Annotated in this window: 16 protein-coding genes; 5 read left to right on the top strand and 11 right to left on the bottom strand. The window is 71.7% G+C overall.

From position 1 onward, the window contains the following. Positions 1-258: 258 nt before the first annotated feature. The 3 genes from ACZ49B_RS02795 to ACZ49B_RS02785 all read right to left on the bottom strand — a co-directional run bounded on the left by ACZ49B_RS02795 (position 259) and on the right by ACZ49B_RS02785 (position 5763). Positions 259-1704 (bottom strand): aldehyde dehydrogenase family protein, encoded by a 1446-nt coding sequence (locus tag ACZ49B_RS02795; RefSeq protein WP_468299754.1) that lies wholly within the window; start codon positions 1702-1704, stop codon positions 259-261. A gap of 267 nt (positions 1705-1971) precedes the next feature. Continuing rightward, a complete protein-coding gene (locus ACZ49B_RS02790; RefSeq protein ID WP_468299752.1) occupies positions 1972-3552 on the bottom strand; it encodes a PucR family transcriptional regulator in 1581 nt (526 codons plus the stop codon). Positions 3553-3651: 99 nt separating this feature from the next. After that, positions 3652-5763: an ATP-binding protein gene (locus ACZ49B_RS02785; RefSeq protein ID WP_468299750.1), complete on the bottom strand. Its 2112-nt coding sequence runs from the start codon at positions 5761-5763 to the stop codon at positions 3652-3654. Positions 5764-6011: 248 nt separating this feature from the next. On the opposite strand from ACZ49B_RS02785, the gene gabT reads away from it, so the two are divergent. From gabT to ACZ49B_RS02770, 3 genes are all read left to right on the top strand, one after another. After that, a complete protein-coding gene (gene gabT, locus ACZ49B_RS02780; protein ID WP_468299748.1) occupies positions 6012-7358 on the top strand; it encodes a 4-aminobutyrate--2-oxoglutarate transaminase in 1347 nt (448 codons plus the stop codon). 133 nt (positions 7359-7491) lie between these two features. After that, a complete protein-coding gene (locus ACZ49B_RS02775) occupies positions 7492-8262 on the top strand; it encodes a phosphatase PAP2 family protein (protein ID WP_468299746.1) in 771 nt (256 codons plus the stop codon). Between the two features lie 40 nt (positions 8263-8302). Beyond that, a complete protein-coding gene (locus tag ACZ49B_RS02770) occupies positions 8303-8755 on the top strand; it encodes a hypothetical protein (protein ID WP_468299744.1) in 453 nt (150 codons plus the stop codon). On the opposite strand, the gene ACZ49B_RS02765 is transcribed toward ACZ49B_RS02770, so the two are convergent. The 8 genes from ACZ49B_RS02765 to ACZ49B_RS02730 all read right to left on the bottom strand — a co-directional run bounded on the left by ACZ49B_RS02765 (position 8752) and on the right by ACZ49B_RS02730 (position 18500). Beyond that, a complete protein-coding gene (locus ACZ49B_RS02765; protein ID WP_468299874.1) occupies positions 8752-10554 on the bottom strand; it encodes a chitinase in 1803 nt (600 codons plus the stop codon). The genes ACZ49B_RS02770 and ACZ49B_RS02765 overlap by 4 nt on opposite strands. Before the next feature lie 97 nt (positions 10555-10651). Further along, complete coding sequence (locus ACZ49B_RS02760; RefSeq protein WP_468299742.1) at positions 10652-11116, bottom strand: hypothetical protein; 465 nt, start codon at positions 11114-11116, stop codon at positions 10652-10654. A gap of 163 nt (positions 11117-11279) precedes the next feature. Beyond that, positions 11280-12698 carry an NAD(P)/FAD-dependent oxidoreductase gene (locus ACZ49B_RS02755; protein WP_468299740.1) on the bottom strand — a complete coding sequence of 473 codons (1419 nt, stop codon included), beginning with the start codon at positions 12696-12698 and terminating at the stop codon, positions 11280-11282. Between the two features lie 21 nt (positions 12699-12719). Then, a complete protein-coding gene (locus ACZ49B_RS02750) occupies positions 12720-13514 on the bottom strand; it encodes an ABC transporter permease (protein WP_053786159.1) in 795 nt (264 codons plus the stop codon). Further along, complete coding sequence (locus ACZ49B_RS02745) at positions 13514-14443, bottom strand: ABC transporter permease (RefSeq protein WP_468299738.1); 930 nt, start codon at positions 14441-14443, stop codon at positions 13514-13516. The genes ACZ49B_RS02750 and ACZ49B_RS02745 overlap by 1 nt, the downstream gene beginning before the upstream one ends. Further along, positions 14440-15591: an ABC transporter ATP-binding protein gene (locus ACZ49B_RS02740; protein WP_468299736.1), complete on the bottom strand. Its 1152-nt coding sequence runs from the start codon at positions 15589-15591 to the stop codon at positions 14440-14442. The genes ACZ49B_RS02745 and ACZ49B_RS02740 overlap by 4 nt, the downstream gene beginning before the upstream one ends. Positions 15592-15662: 71 nt before the next feature. Continuing rightward, on the bottom strand, positions 15663-16913 hold the full coding sequence (locus ACZ49B_RS02735) for a polyamine ABC transporter substrate-binding protein (RefSeq protein WP_468299734.1): 1251 nt from the start codon (positions 16911-16913) through the stop codon (positions 15663-15665). 72 nt (positions 16914-16985) lie between these two features. Next, a complete protein-coding gene (locus ACZ49B_RS02730; RefSeq protein WP_468299732.1) occupies positions 16986-18500 on the bottom strand; it encodes a gamma-aminobutyraldehyde dehydrogenase in 1515 nt (504 codons plus the stop codon). 182 nt (positions 18501-18682) lie between these two features. On the opposite strand from ACZ49B_RS02730, the gene ACZ49B_RS02725 reads away from it, so the two are divergent. Together ACZ49B_RS02725 and ACZ49B_RS02720 are read left to right on the top strand one after the other, a co-directional pair. After that, the gene (locus ACZ49B_RS02725) at positions 18683-19237 is read left to right on the top strand and encodes an NADAR family protein (RefSeq protein ID WP_468299730.1); all 555 of its coding nucleotides are present in this window, start codon (positions 18683-18685) and stop codon (positions 19235-19237) included. Between the two features lie 484 nt (positions 19238-19721). Next, positions 19722-21317 carry a TROVE domain-containing protein gene (locus ACZ49B_RS02720; RefSeq protein ID WP_468299728.1) on the top strand — a complete coding sequence of 532 codons (1596 nt, stop codon included), beginning with the start codon at positions 19722-19724 and terminating at the stop codon, positions 21315-21317. The last annotated feature ends 189 nt before the right edge of the window (positions 21318-21506 follow it).

Here is a 21506-nt window from a genome sequence, read left to right as displayed (position 1 = left end):
GCCCGCGCCGGCCGAGCCGTGGCGAGGGGACCGAAGGGCCGCGCCGCCCCCACCCGGGCGAGTGAGCCGAAGGGGCGCGCCGGCGAAGGAGGGCGAGCGCCCGGAGAAACCGCGACGAAGGAGCGGTTTCGAGGACGCACGCCCTCCTGGAGCCGGCAACAGCGCCCCGGAGGCGAACCGAGCACGCAAAAGAAAAGGGGGACGGCCGGAGCCCCCGCACAGTGGGCTCCGGCCGTCGGCTTGTGGACCGTACGAGAATCAGATGTCGAGGCCGGTCAGGACCAGGACTCGCTCGTACGTGTAGTCGTCCATCGCGTAGCGGACGCCCTCGCGGCCCACACCCGACTGCTTGACGCCGCCGTACGGCATCTGGTCGGCGCGGTAGGACGGCGCGTCGCCGACGATCACACCGCCGACCTCGAGCTCGCGGTGGGCACGGAACGCGGTCTGGATGTTCCGGGTGAAGACGCCGGTCTGCAGGCCGAACTTCGAGTCGTTGACGGCGGCGAAGGCCTCGTCGGTGTTCTCGACCTTCGTCAGCGTCAGCACCGGCCCGAAGACCTCCTCGACGGCGAGGGTGGTGTCGGCGGGCAGGTCGGCGACGACGGTCGGCTCGTACGAGGCACCCTCGCGCTTGCCACCCGTGAGCAGCTTGGCTCCGGCGGAGATCGCCTCGTCGACCCAGGACTCGACCCGCTTGGCGGCGTCCTCGGAGACGAGGGGGCCGACGTCGGTGGCGGAGTCGGACGGGTCGCCGGTGACCTGGGCCTGGACCTTCGCGACGACCTTCTCGACGAGGCGGTCGTAGACGGAGGCGTCGGCGATCACGCGCTGCACGGAGATGCAGGACTGGCCGGCCTGGTAGTTCGAGAAGGTCGCGATACGGGTCGCGGCCCAGTCGAGGTCGGCCTCGGAGGACCAGTCGTCCAGGACCACGGCGGCGGCGTTGCCGCCGAGCTCCAGGGTGCAGTGCTTGTGGGGCACCGACTGCTGGATGGCGTAGCCGACCTTGTCGGAGCCGGTGAAGGAGATGACGGGCAGGCGCTCGTCCTTCACCAGGGCCGGCATCTTGTCGTTGGCGACCGGCAGGACCGACCAGGAACCGGCCGGGAGGTCGGTCTCGGCGAGCAGCTCACCCAGGATCAGGCCGGAGAGCGGGGTCGCCGGGGCCGGCTTCAGGATGATGGGCGCGCCGACGGCGATGGCCGGGGCCACCTTGTGGGCGCACAGGTTCAGCGGGAAGTTGAACGGCGCGATGCCGAGGACCGGGCCCTTGACGAAGCGGCGGGTCAGGGCGAGACGGCCGACGCCACCGGCGTCGGTGTCGAGGCGCTGGGCCTCTCCGCCGTTGAAGCGGCGGGCCTCTTCGGCGGCGAAACGGAACACGGACACCGCACGGCCGACCTCACCGCGGGCCCACTTGATGGGCTTGCCGTTCTCGGCGGAGATCAGCTGGGCGATCTCCTCGGTGCGCTCGGTGAGCCGCTTGGACACGTGGTCCAGGGCAGCGGCACGCACATGGGCGGGAGTCGCGGAGAACTCGGCCGTCACGGCGTACGCCGCGGCCACGGCCTCTTCGACCTGGGCGTCGGTGGGCACGCTGACGGTGCCGACGAGCCTGTTGTCCCACGGGGAGTGGACGTCGAAGCTGTCCTCGCCGGTGGCCTGGCGGCCGGCGAGCCAGAAGGCGTGGGTGGAAGTCATGCGAATCCCGGCCCTTCGAGTGTGTGCGGGGTCCTTGTCCCCTCCACCGTAGGACTCGGTCCGGGTTTCGGCGTTTAGCCGGGGTGGAGTATGCCGAGCGCTGCTCGCGCCGCTTTGTCAGTGTCGGCGCCCCGGTCCCGCCGCGCGGGGCCTTCTCCCCGCCCGCCCTTCCACCGTTTCCCTGGGGCTCCGGCTCCGGCTCCGCCCCGGACCCCGCGCCTCGAACGCCGACGGGGCCGGACTTTGCCGCGCAGCGGCGCCCCGCAGCTACACCGCAGGCGAGGTGGCCTTGAGCGCGAGCCACAGCTCCATGCGGACGTCCGGGTCGTCCAGGGAGCGGCCGAGGATCTCCTCGACCCGCTTCATCCGGTACCGCAGGGTGTGCCGGTGCACGCCCAGGTCGGCGGCGGCCGCATCCCACTGCCCGTGCCGCGACAGCCAAGCCTGCAGCGAGGCCACCAGATCCCCCCGCCCCTTCTCGTCGTGCTCGCGCAGCGCCCGCAGGGTGCCGTCCGCGAAGGCCCGTACCGCCTCGTCCGCCAGCAGCGGGAGCACGGATCCCGCCGCCAGGTCCTCGTGTTCCACCATCGGCCGCCCCCGCCGCCGGGCCACGGCCAGCGCCTGGTCGGCCTGTTTGAAGGCCGCCGCCACCCCCGCAGGCACCGCGGCAGCGGACAGGCCGATCACCAGCTCGTCCGGCTCCGGACCCGTCGCCTCCCGCCCGCGCCGCGACTCCAGGGCCTCCGCGTGGTCCCCACAGGCCTGCACCGCCGAGCCCCCGTCGGTGGCCAGCACCACCAGCCGCCCCGGCTCCGGCACCACCAGCAGTGCCTCCCCGGCCCGGGCCGCCGCCGATTCCACCGCGTCGGCCAGCAGCGCCAGGCCCTCCGGCTGCGCGGTCCCCGGCAGCGCCGGCTCCGCCACGATCAGCCGGAACGGCGCCTCCAGCAGCGCCCCGTACAGGTCCCCGGCCACCGCCCGGGCGTGCTCGGCCTCCCCGTCCAGCAGCATCCGGAGCACCGCCGCCCCGAGCCGGGACTCCGCGTCGTGCAGGGACCGCGAGCGCTCGGTGGTCAGGGTCAGCAGCGCCACCGCCGAGTGCACGGCGTACCGCTCGGCCGTGCCCAGCGGGGCCCCGGTGCCGACGGCGAGCGCGCCGCGGGCCCGCCGGCCCGTTCCCAGCGACTGGAGCTCGACCCGGTCCTCCGAGCCGCCCACCACCGCGCTCGCCGGCGCCGGCCGCTCGCGCAGCCGCTCCACGTCGGGGGTCAGCCGGGCGGCCCGCCGGGCGGCCCACTCCGGGGCGGCCGCGACCACCGCACCCGAGGTGTCGTACAGGGCGGCCCAGCCGTGCACGTGCGCCGCCAGCTTCGCCAGCAGCTCGGCGGGGCCGTCGGCGGAGAGCGCGGCCCGCGTCAGCTCCCGCTGGGCCTCGAAGCCGGCGGTCACCGCGCGGTACTGGTCCGCGGCGAGGGCCGCGGAGACGGCCTTGCTGATCGCGAGGAACGGGGTCCTGCGCGGCACCTCCAGGAGCGGCAGGTCCTCGCCCCGCGCGGCCTCGACCAGCGCCTCCGGGACCGCCTCGTAGTTCACGCCGACGGCGAAGCCGATGCCGACGACCCCGGCCGCGGCGAGGCGGCGTACGTACCGGCGCATTTCCTGCGGATCCTCCGCGTCCAGCTTCATCGCCGTGATCAGGAGCAGCTCGCCGCCCTCCATATAGGGGACGGGGTCGGCGAGCTCGCTGACGTGGGCCCAGCGCACGGGGGTGTCCAGGCGGCTCTCGCCCGCCCGGACGCTGAGCTTGAGCGCCGAGTGCTGGACGAGCGAGGCGAGGGTGAGCGGCATCGGGTACCAGGGGCCTTAGCGGAAGGAGGGGCGCGGCGCGGAATTTCGCCTTGTCGTATGAACGACTCCCCTCGATTCTGCCACCTCGTACGGGTCGGCTCAGCCCGTCGCGGCCAGCCGGACCAGCAGCGGAGCCGCCCGCTCGCCGCGGACGGAGGTCAGCGACAGCACCGCGTACCCGGGCGGTACGGCGTGCGCCAGCTCGGAGGCCGACCAGCGCTCCCGCTCCACCTGGCGCACGGTCACCGCGTCCGTGGTCACCGCCTTGCCGGTGACCAGCTTGCGGAAGGCGTGGATGGCACGGGTCAGCGGCTGGTCGGCGAAGACGGTCCGGTGGGTGACGTCGCGCGTCTCCACCCACTCGGTGCCCCAGGCCTCGGCGAAGCGCTTGCCGTCCCAGGTGGTGACCCCGGAGAAGGCCATCCGGCAGCCGACCGCCCCGAGCAGCGGGGTGCGCAGCGCTTCGGGTACGTCGTCCAGCGTGCGCAGCGTCAGCAGGACGCCCGCGTTCGCCGAGCGCAGCCGCTGCAGGCCCCGCACGGTCTGCGGGGTCAGGGTGTGCGAGGCGTCGTCGAAGGCGAGGAACGCGAACAGGGACCGGTCGGCGCGGGCCGCGGCGGAGGCGTTGAACTGTGCGAGGAGCAGACGGGCCAGGATCCGGGAGGCGTCGGCGTGCCCGCGCTCGGGCAGGTCGATGCGGACGCGCAGCGGGTGTTCCAGGGCGCGCAGCGAGAAGGGGCGCCCCTGCCCGGTGGTGTCGAAGAAGCCGGCGAACGCGGGCCGGTCGAGGAGGGCCACCCGGTCCGCGAGGGCGGGTCCCGGGTCGCCGTGGGCCGCGTACTGCCGTTCGCGTGCGTCGAGTTCGCGGAGCATCACCTGCTGCCCGGCGGCTTCGAGGGCGGTGCGCAGTCCGCCGAGGGCCTCGGGTACCCGGTCGAGCAGTTCGCGGAGCTCGGGCACGGCGGGGAAGCGGCCGTACGCCGCCCGGAACGGGCCGAGCAGCTGGGCGAGGGCCGTCGCGGCCCGGCGTACCTCCAGGCCGGGGACGTCGCCGACGAAGGCTTCGGCGAGCAGGGTGGCCGCCTCGTCGGCGTCGGTGGTGCCGCCGTAGAGGTCGAGGTCGTAGACGGAGTCGGGATCGCCGACGCGGACGACGACGTCGTACGCGGTGTCCGGCCCGAGCTGGGCGCCGGCCGAGGCGACGGCGATGACGGCGGCCTGTCCGGCGAGCGCCTGGAGGGCGAGCGATTCGACGACGGGGCGCACCAGCTGCCGGGTCTTGCCCGCGCCGGACGGGCCGACGGCGAGCAGCGAGGTGCCGAGCACGGCGGGGTCGAGGGCGAGGCGGGTGCCGCGCCTGCCGTACGGGTTGCGCCCGCTGTCGTCGACCGTGCCGAGCAGGACCTGCCGGGCCAGCAGGTCGTGCCGCGCGGCCCGGACGGGCAGGTCGCGGGCCCCGGAGGGGTGGACGCAGGCGCCCGCGCCCTTGTCGCGGACGGCGTCGGCGAAGGCCGTGGCCCGCGCGGGCTCGGCCCGTACGGACTCCCAGGCCCGCCGGATCCGCGCGTAGTCGACGTCGTTCATCCGTCCGGCCCCGAGCTCGGCCCCGAGCCGGTCGGCGATCTCCCCCAGCCCGGCCCCCCGCACCTGCGGCCACGCAACGGGATCATCGGGGCCGCCTTCCTCGGGGCGGTCGGGGACGGCGGCCTGCACGGCCTGCACGGCACGGCTGCGGAGCATCCGGCGGGCCAGTTCGGGCCAGCGGCCGAGCCGCCCGAAGCCGACGGCGAGGATGGCGATGACCATGCCGTACCAGATGTACGAGGCGACCACGGAGGGCAGCTTCCCGGCCCAGGAGTCGGGCGTGAACATGTAGAGCGGCCAGAGCCAGAAGCCGCCCAGGTAGCCGTTCCACAGAAGGGACCACAGCAGCAGCCCGGCCAGCAGGGCGATCAGCGCACCGCTGATCAGCTGCCGGGTCGGGGTCCGCTCGGGCTCCTCGGCGGCGCGCGGCACGTGCCCGTACGTCCACACGCCGGGCCCGTCGGAACTCCGCGGGGTGCGCAGCCAGTCGGCGAGGGACGGGCCGGGGTCGGTGGGGGCGTGGGCGGGCTTCGGGGGGAGGGCGGGCGGCGGGCCGGCGGGGCGCGGGACGTGCCCGGCGCGCGGCGGCCGCTTCTCGTCCGTGCCGTACGTGCCGTCGGTGTCCATGAAACCCCTGCCCCCTGCCCGTGCCTGCGCTGCGTCGCTCAATGTAGTTGCCCGGAGGCGGCCGTGGGCCCCGTACGAGCCGCTGTCTCCGCAGCGTCCACAAGACAGGCGGCCGACGCTTCCTATGGCCGTCACGGACAAGGACACGCGGGCACCACTCCCGAACGGAGCATGCCGTACCCCCTCCCCCGGGCCTAGCCTGCGGACAAAGACACAAGTGCGTCCGAAAACACCCCCAGGAGCCCTCTATGACCGCTGTTCCGCAGGAGCGCCGCATCGTCACCGCGATCCCCGGCCCCAAGTCGCAGGAGCTGCAGGCCCGCCGTCTCGAGACGGTCGCCGGCGGCGTGGGCTCCGTGCTCCCCGTCTTCACGGCGCGCGCGGGCGGCGGCATCATCGAGGACGTCGACGGCAACCGCCTGATCGACTTCGGTTCCGGCATCGCCGTGACCTCCGTCGGCGCCTCCGCCGAGGCCGTCGTGCGCCGCGCCTCCGCGCAGCTCGCGGACTTCACCCACACCTGTTTCATGGTCACGCCGTACGAGGGCTACGTCGAGGTCTGCGAAGCCCTCGCCGAGCTGACCCCGGGTGACCACGCGAAGAAGTCGGCGCTGTTCAACTCCGGCGCCGAGGCCGTCGAGAACGCCGTCAAGATCGCCCGTGCGTACACCAAGCGCCAGGCCGTCGTCGTCTTCGACCACGGCTACCACGGCCGTACGAACCTGACGATGGCGCTGACCTCGAAGAACATGCCGTACAAGAACGGCTTCGGCCCGTTCGCCCCCGAGGTCTACCGCGTCCCGGTCGCCTACGGCTACCGCTGGCCCACCGGCGCCGAGAACTGCGGCCCCGAGGCCGCCGCCCAGGCGATCGACCAGATCACCAAGCAGATCGGCGCCGACAACGTCGCCGCGATCATCATCGAGCCGCTCCTCGGCGAGGGCGGCTTCATCGAGCCGGCCAAGGGCTTCCTGCCGGCGATCGTGAAGTTCGCCAACGAGAACGGCATCGTCTTCGTCGCCGACGAGATCCAGTCCGGCTTCTGCCGCACCGGCCAGTGGTTCGCGTGCGAGGACGAGGGCATCGTCCCGGACCTGATCACCACCGCCAAGGGCATCGCGGGCGGTCTGCCGCTCGCCGCCGTGACCGGCCGCGCCGAGATCATGGACGCCGCGCACGCGGGCGGCCTGGGCGGCACGTACGGCGGCAACCCGGTGGCCTGCGCCGGTGCGCTGGGCTCCATCGAGACCATGAAGGAGCTCGACCTCAACGCCGCGGCGAAGAAGATCGAGTCCGTCATGAAGACCCGCCTGACGGCCATGCAGGAGAAGTACGAGATCATCGGTGACATCCGCGGCCGCGGCGCCATGATCGCGATCGAGCTGGTCAAGGACCCGGTGTCCAAGACCCCGTTCCCGGAGGCGGCCGGCGCGCTCGCCAAGGCCTGCCACGCCGAGGGCCTGCTCGTCCTCACCTGCGGCACCTACGGCAACGTGCTCCGTTTCCTCCCCCCGATCGTCATCGGCGAGGACCTGCTGAACGAGGGCCTGGACCTCATCGAGGCGGCGTTCGCGGCCATCGGCACGGACGTCTGAGCGACCTTCCGAACACGAGAGCCCGCCGCTACCCCCGGTAACGGGCGGACGCTGTGAAGAAGATGTGGGGGGCCGATGGCAGGAGCGCGATCCTGCTGTCGGTCCCCTTTCCGCTGCCGTACGGTTTCTGCAGATGAGTGAGACACCCCGCTCCCGGGAAACCGGGGGCGACACCAGTACCGGGCTTCCCCAGCGCCGCACTGGGCCTGCGTTCGCGCACACTCCTCACCGATCGGACGGCCGTTCGCCCCAAACCCCCCGGGGCGCTCGGCAACCCGATCCGGGCGGCCGTCCCGGAACCATCCCCCCTGTTCCGGGACGGCCGGCCATTCTCCTCCTTCTCTCCCTGCTGGGGCTCGCCCTGACGACCTGGCAGGTCCTGGTCTCGGGTCCGCTGCTCACGCCGGACGAGAGCATCAGCCGCGCCCTGGTCCGTACGGTCCCCGACTCCGTCACCGAGCGCCTGTCCGACCTCGGCAACGTCCCGGTCGCCTTGCCCGTCCTGGTACTGGCGATGGCGTACTCCGTCCGGCGATCCCGCACCTGGGTCCCGGCGCTGACCGCGGGGCTGGCGATGGCCCTGGTCCCGGCCGTGATCGTGCCGCTGAAGGAGTGGACCGCCCGCCCGGGGCCCCTGGAGCCCTGGGCCGCCGGCTACTACCCCTCGGGGCACACGGCCACTTCGGCCGTCGCGTACATCGGCGCGGCCCTGCTGATCGGCCCGTACACGCGCCGCACACGCCCGATGGCCGCCGCGCTCGTCCTGACCGCCGCCACGGCCGCCGGTCTGGTCCTGCGCGGCTGGCACTGGCCCCTGGACGTACTGGCCAGCTGCTTCCTGTGCACGCCCCTGCTGCTGGCCGTCGCCCACGCAGTGCGCCGCGCTGTCAGACCCTCCCCCTAGCCTGAAGCCCGTTCCGTAACGGCGAGGGAGGGGTGGCGCAATGGGTGCCAGCGGGTGGGACTACGTGACGGCGTACGAGGGCAGCGTCGAGGCATCGCTGGCCGCCCTTCAGGAGCGGGTGTTCGCGCAGGAGTTCGGCGAGATGGACGACTACCCGGACCTGGCGGCGCTGTGGGCCGACCACGAGTTCATGGGAACACAGGGCACGCACACGGTCCTCGACGTCGTACGGGTCGCCCCCGGCCCGCAGGAGGAGGACGGCGCGGTCCGGCCCCTCGCGGCCGACCGGCTGCTCCACCACTTCGGGACGGACCGGCCGACCGTGGCCCAGTACGAGGAGGCGCTCGCACGGGCGGAGCGGGCGATGAGCCACCAGGAGTACACGGAAAGCCTGCTGGGCGAGGCCGACCTGCGGTGGAGCGGGCTGTACGTCCTGCTGTACACGGACGGGCAGCCCACCCACATCGGCTTCCACGGCTCCTCCGGCGACTAGCCGCCGAAGTACGCGTCGAAGTTCTTCGAGAACTCCCAGCCGCCGAAGCGGTCCCAGTTGATCGACCAGGTCATCAGGCCGCGCAGGGCGGGCCAGGTGCCGTGCGTCGCGTAGCTCCCGCAGTTCGTCTTTTTCGTCAGGCAGTCCAGCGCCTTGTTCACCTCGGCGGGCGAGGTGTGGCCGTTGCCCGCGTTGGTCGTGGCCGGGAGGCCGATCGCCACCTGGTCCGGGCGCAGCGGCGGGAAGACGCGGGCGGTGTCGCCCGCGACCGGGAAGCCGGTGAGCAGCATGTCCGTCATGGCGATGTGGAAGTCCGCGCCGCCCATGGAGTGGTACTGGTTGTCGAGGCCCATGATCGAGCCCGAGTTGTAGTCCTGGACGTGGAGCAGGGTGAGGTCCTCGCGCAGGGCGTGGATGACCGGGAGGTAGGCGCCGGCGCGCGGGTCCTGGCCGCCCCAGGGGCCGGAGCCGTAGTACTGGTAGCCGAGCTGGACGAAGAAGGTCTCCGGGGCCATGGTCAGGACGAAGTCCGGGCCGTACTTGGCCTTCAGCGTCTTGACGGCGGAGATCAGGTTGACGATCACCGGGGTGGTGGGGGCGCGGAAGTCGGTGTCACCGGTGGCGAGGGAGAGGGAGTGGCCCTCGAAGTCGATGTCGAGCCCGTTGAGCCCGTACTCGTCGATGATCTTGCTGACGGAGGACACGAAGGTGTCGCGGGCGGCCGTGGTGGCGAGCTGGACCTGGCCGTTCTGGCCGCCGATCGAGATCAGGACCTTCTTGCCCGCGGCCTGCTTGGCCTTGATGGCGGCCTTGAACTCGGCCGGGGACTCCGCGCCCGGGCATTCGCTGACCGGGCAGAGCGAGAAGCGGATGTCCCCCGAGGTCACCGAAGTCGGTTCGCCGAACGCGAGGTTGACGACGTCCCAGGAGGCGGGTACGTCGGCCATCCGGACGTAGCCGGAGCCGTTGGCGAAGCTCGCGTGGAGGTAGCCGACCAGGGCGTGGGCCGGCAGGCCCGGGTTGCCCGGATTGCCGCCGCCGCTCGTCGTGGAGGCGGAGACGGGGGCGCTCTTCGCGGACTCGCCGGCCGCGTTCACCGCGCTGACCTGGAAGGTGTACGAGGTGGACGCGGCGAGTCCGGTGACCGTCGCCGAGGTCCCGGTGACGCTCACGGGCGCGGCGCCGTCCCGGTGGAGCTTGTACGAGGTGGCGCCGGAGGCGGCCGACCAGGAGAGGTTCAGGCTGCTCGCGGTGGCGCCGGACGCCGTCAGGCCGGTGGGGGCGGCCGGGGGCTGGGGCTGGCCGGGTCCGGAGCCGCCCGGGTCGGGGCCGACGAGCGTGACGTCGTCCGTGAGGTGGGCGGGCTGGCCGTACCAGCCGTGCGTGTAGATCGTCACGGAGGTGGTGGCGGCGCCCGTACGGAAGGTCGTGCTCAGCTGCTTCCAGGCGCCCGGGGTCTGCGTCCAGGTGGACACGTCGGTGGTGCCGGTCCCGGCCGCGCCGAGGTAGACGTACGCGCCCTGCACCCAGGCGCCGAGCGTGTACGTCGAATCGGGCTTGACGGCGACGGTCTGGGAGCAGCGGGCGTTGTCCTGGCCGGCCGGGGTGGCCCTGAGGGCGGAACTGCCGCCGTGGACGGGGGCGGTGACGACGGCTCCGCTGCCGGCCGAGCAGCTCCAGCCGTCGAGTCCGGCTTCGAAGCCGCCGTTGCGGGCGAGGTCCGCATCGGCCGCGGCGGCGGGCCGGCCCGCGGCGAGGAAGCCGGCCACCGCGAGGGCGGTCGCGGTGAAGAGGGACACAGGTCTGCGCACAACTGCCTCCGGAACATGGGGGGATGGAGCCAGGCCGCCGGTGAGGCGGCAGCGGCGCCCAACATGGTCCAGACCAATCCCCTTGTCAAGGCTTCCGGCTCTCCTCCCCCACCGCCAGGGCCGCGGCCTCGTGCATCGCGAGCTCCAGCAGCACCGGATCGGTGAGCGTCCCGCGGCCGTCCGGGACCACCAGCCAGCGCACCCCGCCCGTGTCCCGGCCGGGGTACGGCACCACGATCCAGGTCCCGCGCCCGGCTCCCCGTACGCCGGTGCCGATCCAGCGGGACGCCGTGCCCGGGGGCACGAAGAAGCCCAGGCGCGAGTCGGCGAAGTCGGCGAGCACGGGGCCGGGCCGGTGGAGGAACTGCGTCAGGACGTCGAGGGCGGCCTGCCCCAGCTCCCCGGGCAGGATCAGCACGTCCCAGTGCCGGCCGGCCGGCAGCAGGGCGACCCCGAGGGGGTTGCGCTCCCACTCCCACCGGCAGGCGTCGGGGTCCGGCGCCCCCGACACGAGCCATTCCACCGCGGTCCTGATCTCCGAGCCCTGCATCGCCCGGCCTCCGTTCTCTGGGGTGAGGTGTCCTCACCGGAAGAGAGCGGGTCCGGGCCCTGCGATGACGCGGGTTTCGTCACCCCGTGGCGGTGAAACGGCTCACGCCATGAAGCCCGGCGCGCGCCGGGGGCGTACGGGAAGGCGTGCAGTCACGGGCCGGTCAGCTGTCGAAGCCCAGGCCGAGCTTGTCCAGGGCCTTCAGCCACAGGTTGCGGCGCCCGCCGCGGGCGTCCGCCCGGGCCAGGGACCACTTGGTGAGGGTGATCCCGGTCCAGGCGAAGGGCTCCGGCGGGAACGGCATCGGCCGGGACTTCACCATCTCCAGCTCGGTCCGCTCGGTGCGGGCCCCGTCCAGCAGGTCCAGCATCACGTCGGCGCCGAAGCGGGTGGCGCCGACCCCGAGCCCGGTGTATCCGGCAGCGTAGGCGACCTTCCCGCCGTGCGCGGTGCCGAAGAAGGCCGAGAAGCGCGAGCAGGTGTCGATGGCCCCGCCCCAGGCGTGGCTGAACTTGATGCCCTCCAGCTGCGGGAACGCGCTGAAGAAGTGCTGCGCGAGCTTCAGGTACGTCTCGGGGCGGTGGTCGTACTCGGAGTCGAGCTTGCCGCGGTAGGGGTAGATGGCGTCGTAGCCGCCCCACAGGATGCGGTTCTCCGGGGTGATGCGGAAGTAGTGGAACTGGTTGGCGCTGTCGCCCAGGCCCTGGCGGTTCTGCCAGCCGAGGGCCTTGAGCTGTTCGGCGGTCAGCGGCTCGGTCATCAGCGCGTAGTCGTAGACCGGGACCGTGAACGGGCGGATCCGCTTGACCAGCGACGGGAAGATGTTCGTGCCCAGCGCCACCCGCCGGGCGAAGATCCGCCCGTACGGGGTGCGTACGGCCATCCCGGCGCCCGAGGAGGTCAGGGACAGCCCGCGGGTGTTCTCGTAGATCCGCACGCCCAGCGACAGGCAGGCCTCCTTCAGGCCCCAGGCGAGCTTGGCGGGGTTGAGCATGGCGACGCCGTCGGTGTCCCACAGGCCCGCGAGGAACGTCGGCGAGTCGACCTCGGCGCGCAGCTCCTCGCGGTCCAGCCAGCGCGAGCCGCCCGCGAGGCCCAGCTTCTCGGCCTCCTCGTACAGCTCGCGCAGCTCCTCGACCTGGTGGGGCTCGGTGGCCACGTCGATCTCGCCGGTGCGCTCGAAGTCGCAGTCGATGCCGTAGCGGGCGATGGCCGCCTCGATCTCGTCGAGGTTGCGGGCGCCCAGCTCCTCCAGCCGGGCGAGCTCGCCCGGCCAGCGGGCCATGCCGTTGGCGAGGCCGTGCGTGAGGGAGGCGGCGCAGAAGCCGCCGTTGCGTCCGGAGGCGGCCCAGCCCGCCTCCTTGGACTCGATCAGGACGACGTCCCGGGCGGGGTCGCGCTCCTTGGCGATCAGCGCGGTCCACAGTCCGCTGTACCCGCCGCCGATGACGAGCAGGTCGCAGGCCTCGTCCGAGGTCAGCGCCGGCTGTGCGGCGGGCTTGCCGGGGTCGTCCAGCCAGTACGAGACCGGCAGTGCTTCGGAAAGAGATTGAGCAACACTTCGCATGGCGACTGGGGCCATGGCTTCCAACTCCCTACAGAGCTACTTGGGCTGTGCGTTCTTGCGGCGGTTGCCGACCATCTGGCCGGCGAGCACCACCAGCACCGCGATGACGAACATCGCCGTACCGATGACGTTGATCTGGACAGGCGTACCGCGCTGGGCCGATCCCCACACGAACATGGGGAAGGTGACGGTGTTGCCCGAGTTGAAGTTGGTGATGATGAAGTCGTCGAACGAGAGCGCGAACGACAGCAGCGCGCCCGCGGCGATACCGGGTGCCGCGATCGGCAGGGTGACCCGTACGAAGGTCTGCACCGGGCCCGCGTAGAGGTCGCGGGCGGCCTCCTCCAGCCGCGGGTCCATCGACAGGACGCGTGCCTTGACGGCGGCGACGACGAAGCTGAGGCAGAACATGATGTGGGCGATCAGGATCGTCCAGAAGCCCAGCTGGATGCCCATGTTGAGGAAGAGGGCGAGCAGCGAGGCCGCCATCACGATCTCGGGCATGGCCATCGGCAGGAAGATCAGCGAGTTGACCGCGCCGCGCGCCCGGAAGCGGTAGCGGACGAGCGCGAAGGCGATGGCCGTGCCGAGGACGGTGGCGCCGATGGTGGCCCACACGGCGATCTGGAGCGACAGGGACAGGGAGCCGCACAGGTCGGCGACCCCGCAGGGGTCCTTCCAGGCGTCGAGCGAGAACTCCTGCCAGGCGTAGTTGAACCGCCCGGTGGGGTTGTTGAAGGAGAAGACCGTCACGACGACGTTCGGCAGGATCAGGTACGCGAGCGTGCCGAGTCCGAAGATGACGACGAGATTGCGCCGGAGCCAACGCATCAGACCAGGTCCTCCGTCCCCGCTCGGCGGATGTAGATGGTGACCATGATCAGCACGATGGCCATGAGGATGAAGGACAGCGCGGCGGCCGTCGGGTAGTCGAGGATGCGCAGGTACTGCGACTGGATGACGTTGCCGATCATCCGGGTGTCCGTGGAGCCGAGCAGCTCGGCGTTCACGTAGTCGCCGCTCGCCGGGATGAAGGTGAGCAGGGTTCCGGAGACCACGCCCGGCATGGACAGCGGGAAGGTCACCTTCCGGAAGGTCGTGGCGGGGCGGGCGTACAGGTCCCCGGCCGCCTCGTGGAGGCGGGTGTCGATCCGCTCCAGGGAGGTGTAGAGCGGCAGGATCATGAAGGGCAGGAAGTTGTACGTCAGACCGCAGACGACGGCGAGCGGCGTGGCGAGCACCCGCTCCCCCTCGGTCATCCCGAGCCAGCTGGTGACGTCCAGGACGTGCAGGGTGTTGAGGACCTCCACCACCGGGCCGCCGTCGGCCAGGATCGTCTTCCAGGCCAGCGTGCGGATCAGGAAGCTGGTGAAGAACGGCGCGATGACCAGCACCAGCAGCAGGTTGCGCCAGCGGCCCGCCTTGAAGGCGATCAGGTAGGCCAGCGGGTACCCGAGCAGCAGGCACAGCACGGTCGCGGTGCCGGCGTACAGCAGGGAGCGCAGGAACTGCGGGTAGTACTCGGTGAGGGCGTCCCAGTAGGTCTGGAAGTGCCAGGTGACCTGGAAGCCCTCCTCGAGGGAGCCGGTCTGCACCGAGGTGGAGGCCTGGTAGATCATCGGCAGGACGAAGAAGACCAGCAGCCACAGGATGCCGGGGAGCAGCAGCCAGTACGGGACCAGCCGCTTGCGCAGGGACGGCTTGTGGACCGGGGGTTCGGCGGGGGCCTGGGCCTGTGGCGGCGCGGCGGTGGCGGTCATGCGCTCTCCTCGACCGTCTCGATGCCCGCGTCGATGTCTTGCGCCGCGTCGAGGCCGAAGGAGTGCTCCGGGTTCCAGTGCAGGACGACCTCGGCGCCGGGGGCGAGGCGGGCGTCCCGCTCGATGTTCTGGACGTACACCTCCAGCTCGGGGCAGACCTGGCTGTCGATGACGTACTGGGTGGAGACGCCGATGAAGGAGGAGGCGGCTATCGTGCCGCGGACCGTGTTGCGGCCGGCCGCGACGGTGTCCTCCTCGTCCGCGTGGACCAGGGAGATCTTCTCGGGACGTACCCCGACCAGCAGCTTTCCGCCGGCCTTGGGGGTCGTCGAACACCGGGCCGCGGGCAGCCGCAGCGTGGTGCCCGCCGAGCTGACCACGACATCGGAGCCGCCGGCTTCCAGCACCTTGGCCTCGATGAGGTTCGAGGTGCCGAGGAAGTTGGCGACGAAGGTGGTCTTCGGGTTCTCGTAGAGCTCGGCGGGGGCGCCCAGCTGCTCGACGCGGCCGCCGTTCATCACGGCGACCGTGTCGGCCATGGTCATGGCCTCCTCCTGGTCGTGCGTGACGTGCACGAAGGTGATGCCGACCTCGGTCTGGATCCTCTTCAGCTCCAGCTGCATCTGGCGGCGCAGCTTGAGGTCGAGGGCGCCGAGGGGCTCGTCGAGGAGCAGCACCTGCGGGTGGTTGATGAGCGCGCGGGCGACGGCCACGCGCTGCTGCTGGCCGCCGGAGAGCTGGTGCGGCTTGCGCTGGGCGAACTGGCCCAGCTCGACCAGCTCGAGCATGTCCTCGACCTGCTTCTTGACGGACTTGATGCCGCGGCGGCGCAGCCCGAAGGCCACGTTCTCGTAGATGTTCAGGTGCGGGAACAGCGCATAGCTCTGGAACACCGTGTTGACGGGGCGCTTGTACGGCGGCAGCTGGGTGACCTCCCGGTCCCCGAGGTGGACCGTACCGGTGGAGGGCTCCTCCAGACCGGCGATCATGCGCAGGGTGGTGGTCTTCCCGCAGCCCGATGCGCCGAGCAGGGCGAAGAAGGAGCCCTGGGGGATGGTGAGATCCAGCGGGTGCACGGCGGTGAACGAGCCGTAGTGCTTGCTGATCCCGGCGAGGCGGACGTCGCCGCCCGCGGTCTTGTCAGTCATGGGTCGCGGCCTTCGGTGGTGGTGTCGTCGGAAGGGTGCGGGGCGCGGGTGCCGGCACGGGAGGGGGTTCGTCAGGCTCCGATGAGCTTGGCGAACTTCTCTTCGTACGCGGTTTCTTCCTCACTGCTGAGGGAGCGGAAGGCGTGGGCCTTGGCCGCCATCGCCTTGTCCGGAATGATCAAGGGGTTGTCCGCGAGCTCGGGGTCGATCTTCGCAAGGTCTTCCCTGACGCCTTCGACCGGGCAGACGTAGCTGATGAACGCCGCCAGTTGGGCGGCGATCGGCGGCTCGTAGTAGAAGTCGATGAGCTTCTCGGCGTTGGCCTTGTGCCGGGCGTGCGCGGGGACCAGAAGGTTGTCGCTGGAGGTGATGTAACCGGGCGCCGGGATCGCGTACTTGATGTCCGGGTTGCCGGCCTGGAGCTGGATGATGTCGCCGGCCCAGGCCAGGCAGGCGGCGAGGTCGCCCTTGTCGAGGTCCGACGTGTAGTCGTTGCCGGTGAAGCGGCGGATCTGCTTGGTGTCCACGCCCTTCTGGAGCCGACCGATGGCCGCGTCGTAGTCGGCGGTGGTGAAGTTCGCCGGGTCCTTGCCCTGGTCGAGCAGGGTCATGCCGACGGTGTCGCGCATCTCGGTGAGGAAGCCGACGCGGCCCTTGAGGGAGGGGTCGTCGAGCAGCTGCGTGACGGAGTCGACCTTCTTGCCGCCGGTCGCCTTCGCGTTGTAGGCGATGACGGTGTCGATGCCGGTCCAGGGGTAGCTGTACGAGCGGCCCGGGTCCCAGTCGGGGGTGCGGAACTGCGGGATCAGGTTGGCGTAGGCGTGCGGGAGGTGGGAGGGGTCCAGCTTCTGCGCCCAGCCGAGCCGGATGATGCGGGCGGCGAGCCAGTCGGTGACGACGATCAGGTCGCGGCCGGTGTCCTGGCCGGCCGCCAGCTGCGGGCGGACCTTGCCGAAGAACTCGACGTTGTCGTTGATGTCCTCGGTGTACTTGACCTTGATCCCGGTGCGCTTGGTGAACTCCTCCAGCGTGGGGTGGGCCTTCTCGTCCTCGCTGGTGTCCATGTATTCGGTCCAGTTGGAGAAGTTGATCTCCTTCTCCTGGTCCGAGTGGTCGTCGGAGGCCACGGCCGTGTCGCCCGCACGTTTCGCGGGCGGGATGCCGCAGGCGGACAGGGAGGCCAGGCCGCCGAGGGTGAGCGCGCCGATCCCGGAGGCGCGCAGCAGTGAGCGGCGGGTGAGGGCTCCCCGCCCACTGGTGAGGCTGCGCCGCATCGCGGCGAGTTGCGCCGCCGAGAGGCGGTCGGGCTCGTACTGCTCCATGAGCTGCCCTTTCGGAAGGGGTGGCGCCGCTGGTCAGGCGGCCGGCTGCCACTCGGCGAAAGCCGTGAACGGTTAGCGGTCCCCGAAGACGGTGCGGTGCCAGTCCTTGGCAGCCACCGCCGTGTTGTCGTACATCACGTGCTTGACCTGCGTGTACTCCTCGAAGGAGTAGGCGCTCATGTCCTTTCCGAAGCCACTCGCCTTGTAGCCGCCGTGCGGCATCTCGCTGATGATCGGGATGTGGTCGTTGATCCAGACGCAGCCCGCCTTGATCTCGCGGGTGGCCCGGCCGGCCCGGTAGACGTCGCGGCTCCAGGCGGAGGCGGCGAGGCCGTACGGGGTGTCGTTGGCCAGCTCGATGCCCTCGTCGTCGGTGTCGAAGGGCAGGACGACGAGGACCGGCCCGAAGATCTCGGACTGGACGACCTCGCTGTCCTGGGCGGCGCCGGAGACGAGGGTGGGCCGGTAGTACGCGCCCTCGGCGAGCTCGCCGCCCGGGATCTCGCCGCCGGTGACGACGGAGGCGTAGCCGCGGGCGCGCTCCACGAAGCCGGCGACCCGGTCGCGCTGGGCGTGCGAGACCAGCGGGCCGAGGTCGGTGGCCGGGTCGAACGGGTCGCCGAGGCGGACGGTCTCCATCAGCTCGGCCACGCGGGCGACGAAGGCGTCGTCCAGGGGGCGCTGGACGTACGCGCGGGTGGCGGCGGTGCAGTCCTGGCCGGTGTTGATCAGGGACGCGGCGACGGCGCCGTGCGCGGCGGCCTCCAGGTCGGCGTCGTCGAAGACCAGGAAGGGCGCCTTGCCGCCGAGCTCCAGGTGGAGCCGCTTGACGGTGGCGGTGGCGATCTCGGCGACCCGCTTGCCGACGGCGGTGGAGCCGGTGAAGGAGGTCATGACCACGTCCGGGTGGCCGACCAGGTGCTCGCCCGCGTCGCGGCCGGCGCCGGTGACGATGTTGACCACGCCGTCGGGCAGGCCCGCGTCCCTGGCCGCCTGGGCGAACATCAGGGAGGTGAGCGGGGTCAGCTCGGCGGGCTTCAGGACGATCGTGTTGCCCGCGGCGATCGCCGGGAGGATCTTCCAGGCGGCCATCTGGAGCGGATAGTTCCAGGGTGCGATGGAACCGACCACCCCGATGGCCTCGCGGCGCACGTAGGAGGTGTGGTCCCCTGAGTACTCAGCTGCCGCCTGTCCCTGAAGATGCCGGGCGGCGCCCGCGAAGAAGGCGGTGTTGTCGATGGTCCCCGGTACGTCGAACTCGGTGGACAGCTTGATCGGCTTGCCGCACTGCAGGGACTCGGCGTACGCGAAGTCCTCCGCCTGCTCGGCCAGCACGGCGGCCAGCCGGTGCAGGGCGTCCGAACGCTCACCCGGAGTGGCCGCGGCCCAGGCCGGGAAGGCCCGCTTGGCGGCGGCCACGGCCGCGTCGACGTCGGCGGTGGAGGCGAGCTCGTACGTGAGCACGTCCTCGCCCGTCGCAGGGTTCACGATGGTGTGCGACCGGCCGGAGGTACCGGACCTGAGCTGCCCGTCGATGTACTGCGCGCCGTCTGCGAAGCGGTCCTTGACCTGGAAGCGATTACCCATGACGCTCTCACGCTCTCCGTAGCTTCAGCTCGAATTGAGTGCCGATCCTGGCAGAGGTGTTCCCCACCGCCAAGTGATTCCGTTGTTGCCTTTTGATTACGCGACGGAATCGGTCGACCATGTGTCGAGGCGCGTCCCAAATCCCGTACGAAGTGTCAGTGGCGACTGCCACACTCGCGTGCATGGAGATGATCGACAAGTTGATCGAGCAGGTCAGCCGCGGTGAGCGGGTGAAGTACCTGCCGTTCTGGGGGCACCGGCCGCGTCCGGACGGGACCCTCGGGCCCAGCTGCATGAGCCAGTGGTGGCCCTCGGAGTTCACCGTGGGTGATGTCCGGTATGCCACGGCCGAGCACTGGATGATGGCCGGCAAGGCCCGGCTGTTCGCAGACGCCGAGGCGGAGCGCGCGGCGCTGGAGGCGAAGACCCCGGCGCAGGCCAAGAAGATCGGCCGGCTGGTGCGCGGCTTCGACGCGGAGATATGGGAACGGGAGCGGTTCGCGCTCGTGGTGGAGGGCAGCGTGCACAAGTTCGCCTCCACCCCCCAGCTGCGCGCGTACCTGCTGTCCACGGGGAACCGGGTGCTGGTGGAGGCGAGCCCGATGGACCGCATCTGGGGCATCGGACTGGCGGCGGACGACGAGCGCGCCCTGGACCCGTCCCGCTGGCGCGGCCTGAACCTGTTGGGCTTCGCGCTGATGGAGGCCCGCGACCGGCTGCGCACGAACGCCGTCTGACCTCGGCCGGGCGCGATCCTAAATGCGTGGCGGCCGGGCGAGCGGGCCGCCTAACGTAGGACTCGTCCAGGTGCGCAGGCGAGACCTACTTCCACTCTTAATGGGCAGGTCGCGGGTTCGAGTCCCGCCACCGGCTTTCGGGCCGGTGTAGCTCAGTTGGTGAGAGCAGCACGTTGGTTTCGCCGACCTCGATCTCTGGACACCTACGTCACGCACCTCCCGGTGCGCGGGCTGCGGCTCCTTCTTTTGCAGAGAATCCCACGCCGCCGCCACCTTGATCTCGGGAGGCACGCGTGCGGGATGCCGGGTGCGCAGGCGACGGTTACTTCGGGGACCAGGAGGTCGCGGGTTCGAATCCCGCCCGGCTCCGGCCGGTGGAGCAGCTTGGCAGCTCGCCTGGTAATAAGTCCGTCGCCGATCCTGATCTCGGGCATCCCGCACGTCACGCCTCCCCCACGTTCCACTGAATTCGGGGGGATTCACCATGGCTCGCTTCAACCTGCGCCGCACGTCCAAGGCCGCACCCGCGGCCACCGCGCCCACCTCGCCCGTGCGCTCCGTCGGCCGCACCGCCAACCACCACGGCAGCCGCGGTTTCGAACGCGATCCGCGCTCCGAGCTGTTCCTGCTCGCCGTCGCCAACTTCGTGACGCAGCGGACGTTCTACGAGAGCGGCGAGGCCCGCGACGACCGGTTCTCCGCACTCGTGCGCCGCCTCGCCGTCGAGGACCCCGCGTGGACCGCCGGCCTGCTCGGCTGGCTGCGCACCGACGCGAACATGCGGACCGCATCGCTGGTCGGAGCGGCCAAGTACGTCAAGGCGCGGCTCGACGCCGGAGCCACGCAAGGGCCTTCGAACCGCCAGGTCGTGGACTCCGTACTGCGGCGCGCGGACGAGCCCGGTGAGCTGCTGGCCTACTGGACGGCGACGTACGGGCGGAACGTGCCCAAGCCGGTCAAGCGCGGTGTCGCGGATGCCGTACGCAGGCTCTACTCCGGCAGCTCGCTGCTGAAGTACGACACCGCGTCCAAGGGCTTCCGCTTCGGCGACGTGCTGAACCTCGTCCACGCCTCCCCCGATCCCGCCAAGGCCTGGCAGGGCGAGCTGTTCCGCCACGCCCTCGACCGGCGGCACCACCCGGAGACGGCGCAGGTCCCGGCCGGCAACCGCACCCTGCTCGCCCACCGGGAGCTCATGGAGCTGCCGGTGGAGGAGCGCCGGGCCGTCGTCACCGCGCCGGACGGGGCCGAGCGGCTCGCCGCCGCGGGCATGACCTGGGAGGCGCTGGCCGGCTGGCTCCAGGGGCCGATGGACGCGGCCGCCTGGGAGGCGGTCATCCCGTCCATGGGCGCGATGGCGCTGCTGCGGAACCTGCGCAACTTCGACCAGGCCGGCGTCTCGGACGCGGTGGCCGCGCAGGTCGCGGCGAACGTCTCCGACCCGGAGGTCGTCGCCCGGTCCCGGCAGTTCCCGTTCCGCTACCTGGCCGCCTACCAGCACGCGCCCTCGCTGCGCTGGGCGTACCCGCTCGAGCAGGCGCTCGGCCACTCGCTGGCCAACGTACCGGCCCTGCCCGGCCGGACGCTGGTCCTCGTCGACCGATCGGGGTCGATGTGGGCGCCGCTGTCGGACCGTTCGCAGCTCAACCGGGCGGACGCGGCGGCCGTCTTCGGCACGGCGCTGGCGCTGCGCGCCGAGGACGCGGACCTGGTGCAGTTCGGGACGGACAGCAAGCAGGTCCCGTACGACCGGGGCGAGTCCGTGCTGAAGGTGCTGGAGCGGTTCGAGGACCTCGGCGGCACCTACACCGCCGAGGCGGTGCGGCGTTACTACAAGGGGCACGACCGGGTCCTCATCGTCACGGACGAGCAGGCGACGTACCAGTACGGCGGTGACCCGACGGCCCTCGTCCCGGACGAGGTCCCGGTGTACACCTGGAACTTGGCCGGGTACCGGGCGGGCCACGCGCCCTCCGGATCCGGGAACCGGCACACCTTCGGCGGGCTCACCGATGCGGCCTTCCGCATGGTGTCGCTGATCGAGGGCGGCCGGGACGCCGACTGGCCGTGGGTGGCGTAGGCGCCCGGTACGGGCGGCCGACGGAGGACCGGCGGCCGGACGGCACAGGGGGGGGGGGGGGGGGGGGGGGGGGGGGGGGGGGGGGGGGGGGGGGGGGGGGGGGTTGTCGTTCTTCCTGCCGTGTTTTTTTGGCCGCCCCACACACCACCCCCCTCCGCCTCTCACGCCTCCACAACACCAACCACAAAG

The organism is Streptomyces sp. NPDC031132 (assembly GCF_055570595.1).
This window is presented reverse-complemented; position numbering and strand designations above follow the sequence as displayed.

What these genes read in the sequence shown, in the direction of transcription:
- ACZ49B_RS02795 (WP_468299754.1), bottom strand. Translation starts at nt 1,704, where the DNA reads ATGACTTCCACCCACGCCTTCTGGCTCGCCGGCCGCCAGGCCACCGGC.
- ACZ49B_RS02790 (WP_468299752.1), bottom strand. Translation starts at nt 3,552, where the DNA reads ATGCCGCTCACCCTCGCCTCGCTCGTCCAGCACTCGGCGCTCAAGCTC.
- ACZ49B_RS02785 (WP_468299750.1), bottom strand. Translation starts at nt 5,763, where the DNA reads ATGGACACCGACGGCACGTACGGCACGGACGAGAAGCGGCCGCCGCGC.
- gabT (WP_468299748.1), top strand. Translation starts at nt 6,012, where the DNA reads ATGACCGCTGTTCCGCAGGAGCGCCGCATCGTCACCGCGATCCCCGGC.
- ACZ49B_RS02775 (WP_468299746.1), top strand. Translation starts at nt 7,492, where the DNA reads ATGAGTGAGACACCCCGCTCCCGGGAAACCGGGGGCGACACCAGTACC.
- ACZ49B_RS02770 (WP_468299744.1), top strand. Translation starts at nt 8,303, where the DNA reads ATGGGTGCCAGCGGGTGGGACTACGTGACGGCGTACGAGGGCAGCGTC.
- ACZ49B_RS02760 (WP_468299742.1), bottom strand. Translation starts at nt 11,116, where the DNA reads ATGCAGGGCTCGGAGATCAGGACCGCGGTGGAATGGCTCGTGTCGGGG.
- ACZ49B_RS02755 (WP_468299740.1), bottom strand. Translation starts at nt 12,698, where the DNA reads ATGGCCCCAGTCGCCATGCGAAGTGTTGCTCAATCTCTTTCCGAAGCA.
- ACZ49B_RS02750 (WP_053786159.1), bottom strand. Translation starts at nt 13,514, where the DNA reads ATGCGTTGGCTCCGGCGCAATCTCGTCGTCATCTTCGGACTCGGCACG.
- ACZ49B_RS02745 (WP_468299738.1), bottom strand. Translation starts at nt 14,443, where the DNA reads ATGACCGCCACCGCCGCGCCGCCACAGGCCCAGGCCCCCGCCGAACCC.
- ACZ49B_RS02740 (WP_468299736.1), bottom strand. Translation starts at nt 15,591, where the DNA reads ATGACTGACAAGACCGCGGGCGGCGACGTCCGCCTCGCCGGGATCAGC.
- ACZ49B_RS02735 (WP_468299734.1), bottom strand. Translation starts at nt 16,913, where the DNA reads ATGGAGCAGTACGAGCCCGACCGCCTCTCGGCGGCGCAACTCGCCGCG.
- ACZ49B_RS02730 (WP_468299732.1), bottom strand. Translation starts at nt 18,500, where the DNA reads ATGGGTAATCGCTTCCAGGTCAAGGACCGCTTCGCAGACGGCGCGCAG.
- ACZ49B_RS02725 (WP_468299730.1), top strand. Translation starts at nt 18,683, where the DNA reads ATGGAGATGATCGACAAGTTGATCGAGCAGGTCAGCCGCGGTGAGCGG.
- ACZ49B_RS02720 (WP_468299728.1), top strand. Translation starts at nt 19,722, where the DNA reads ATGGCTCGCTTCAACCTGCGCCGCACGTCCAAGGCCGCACCCGCGGCC.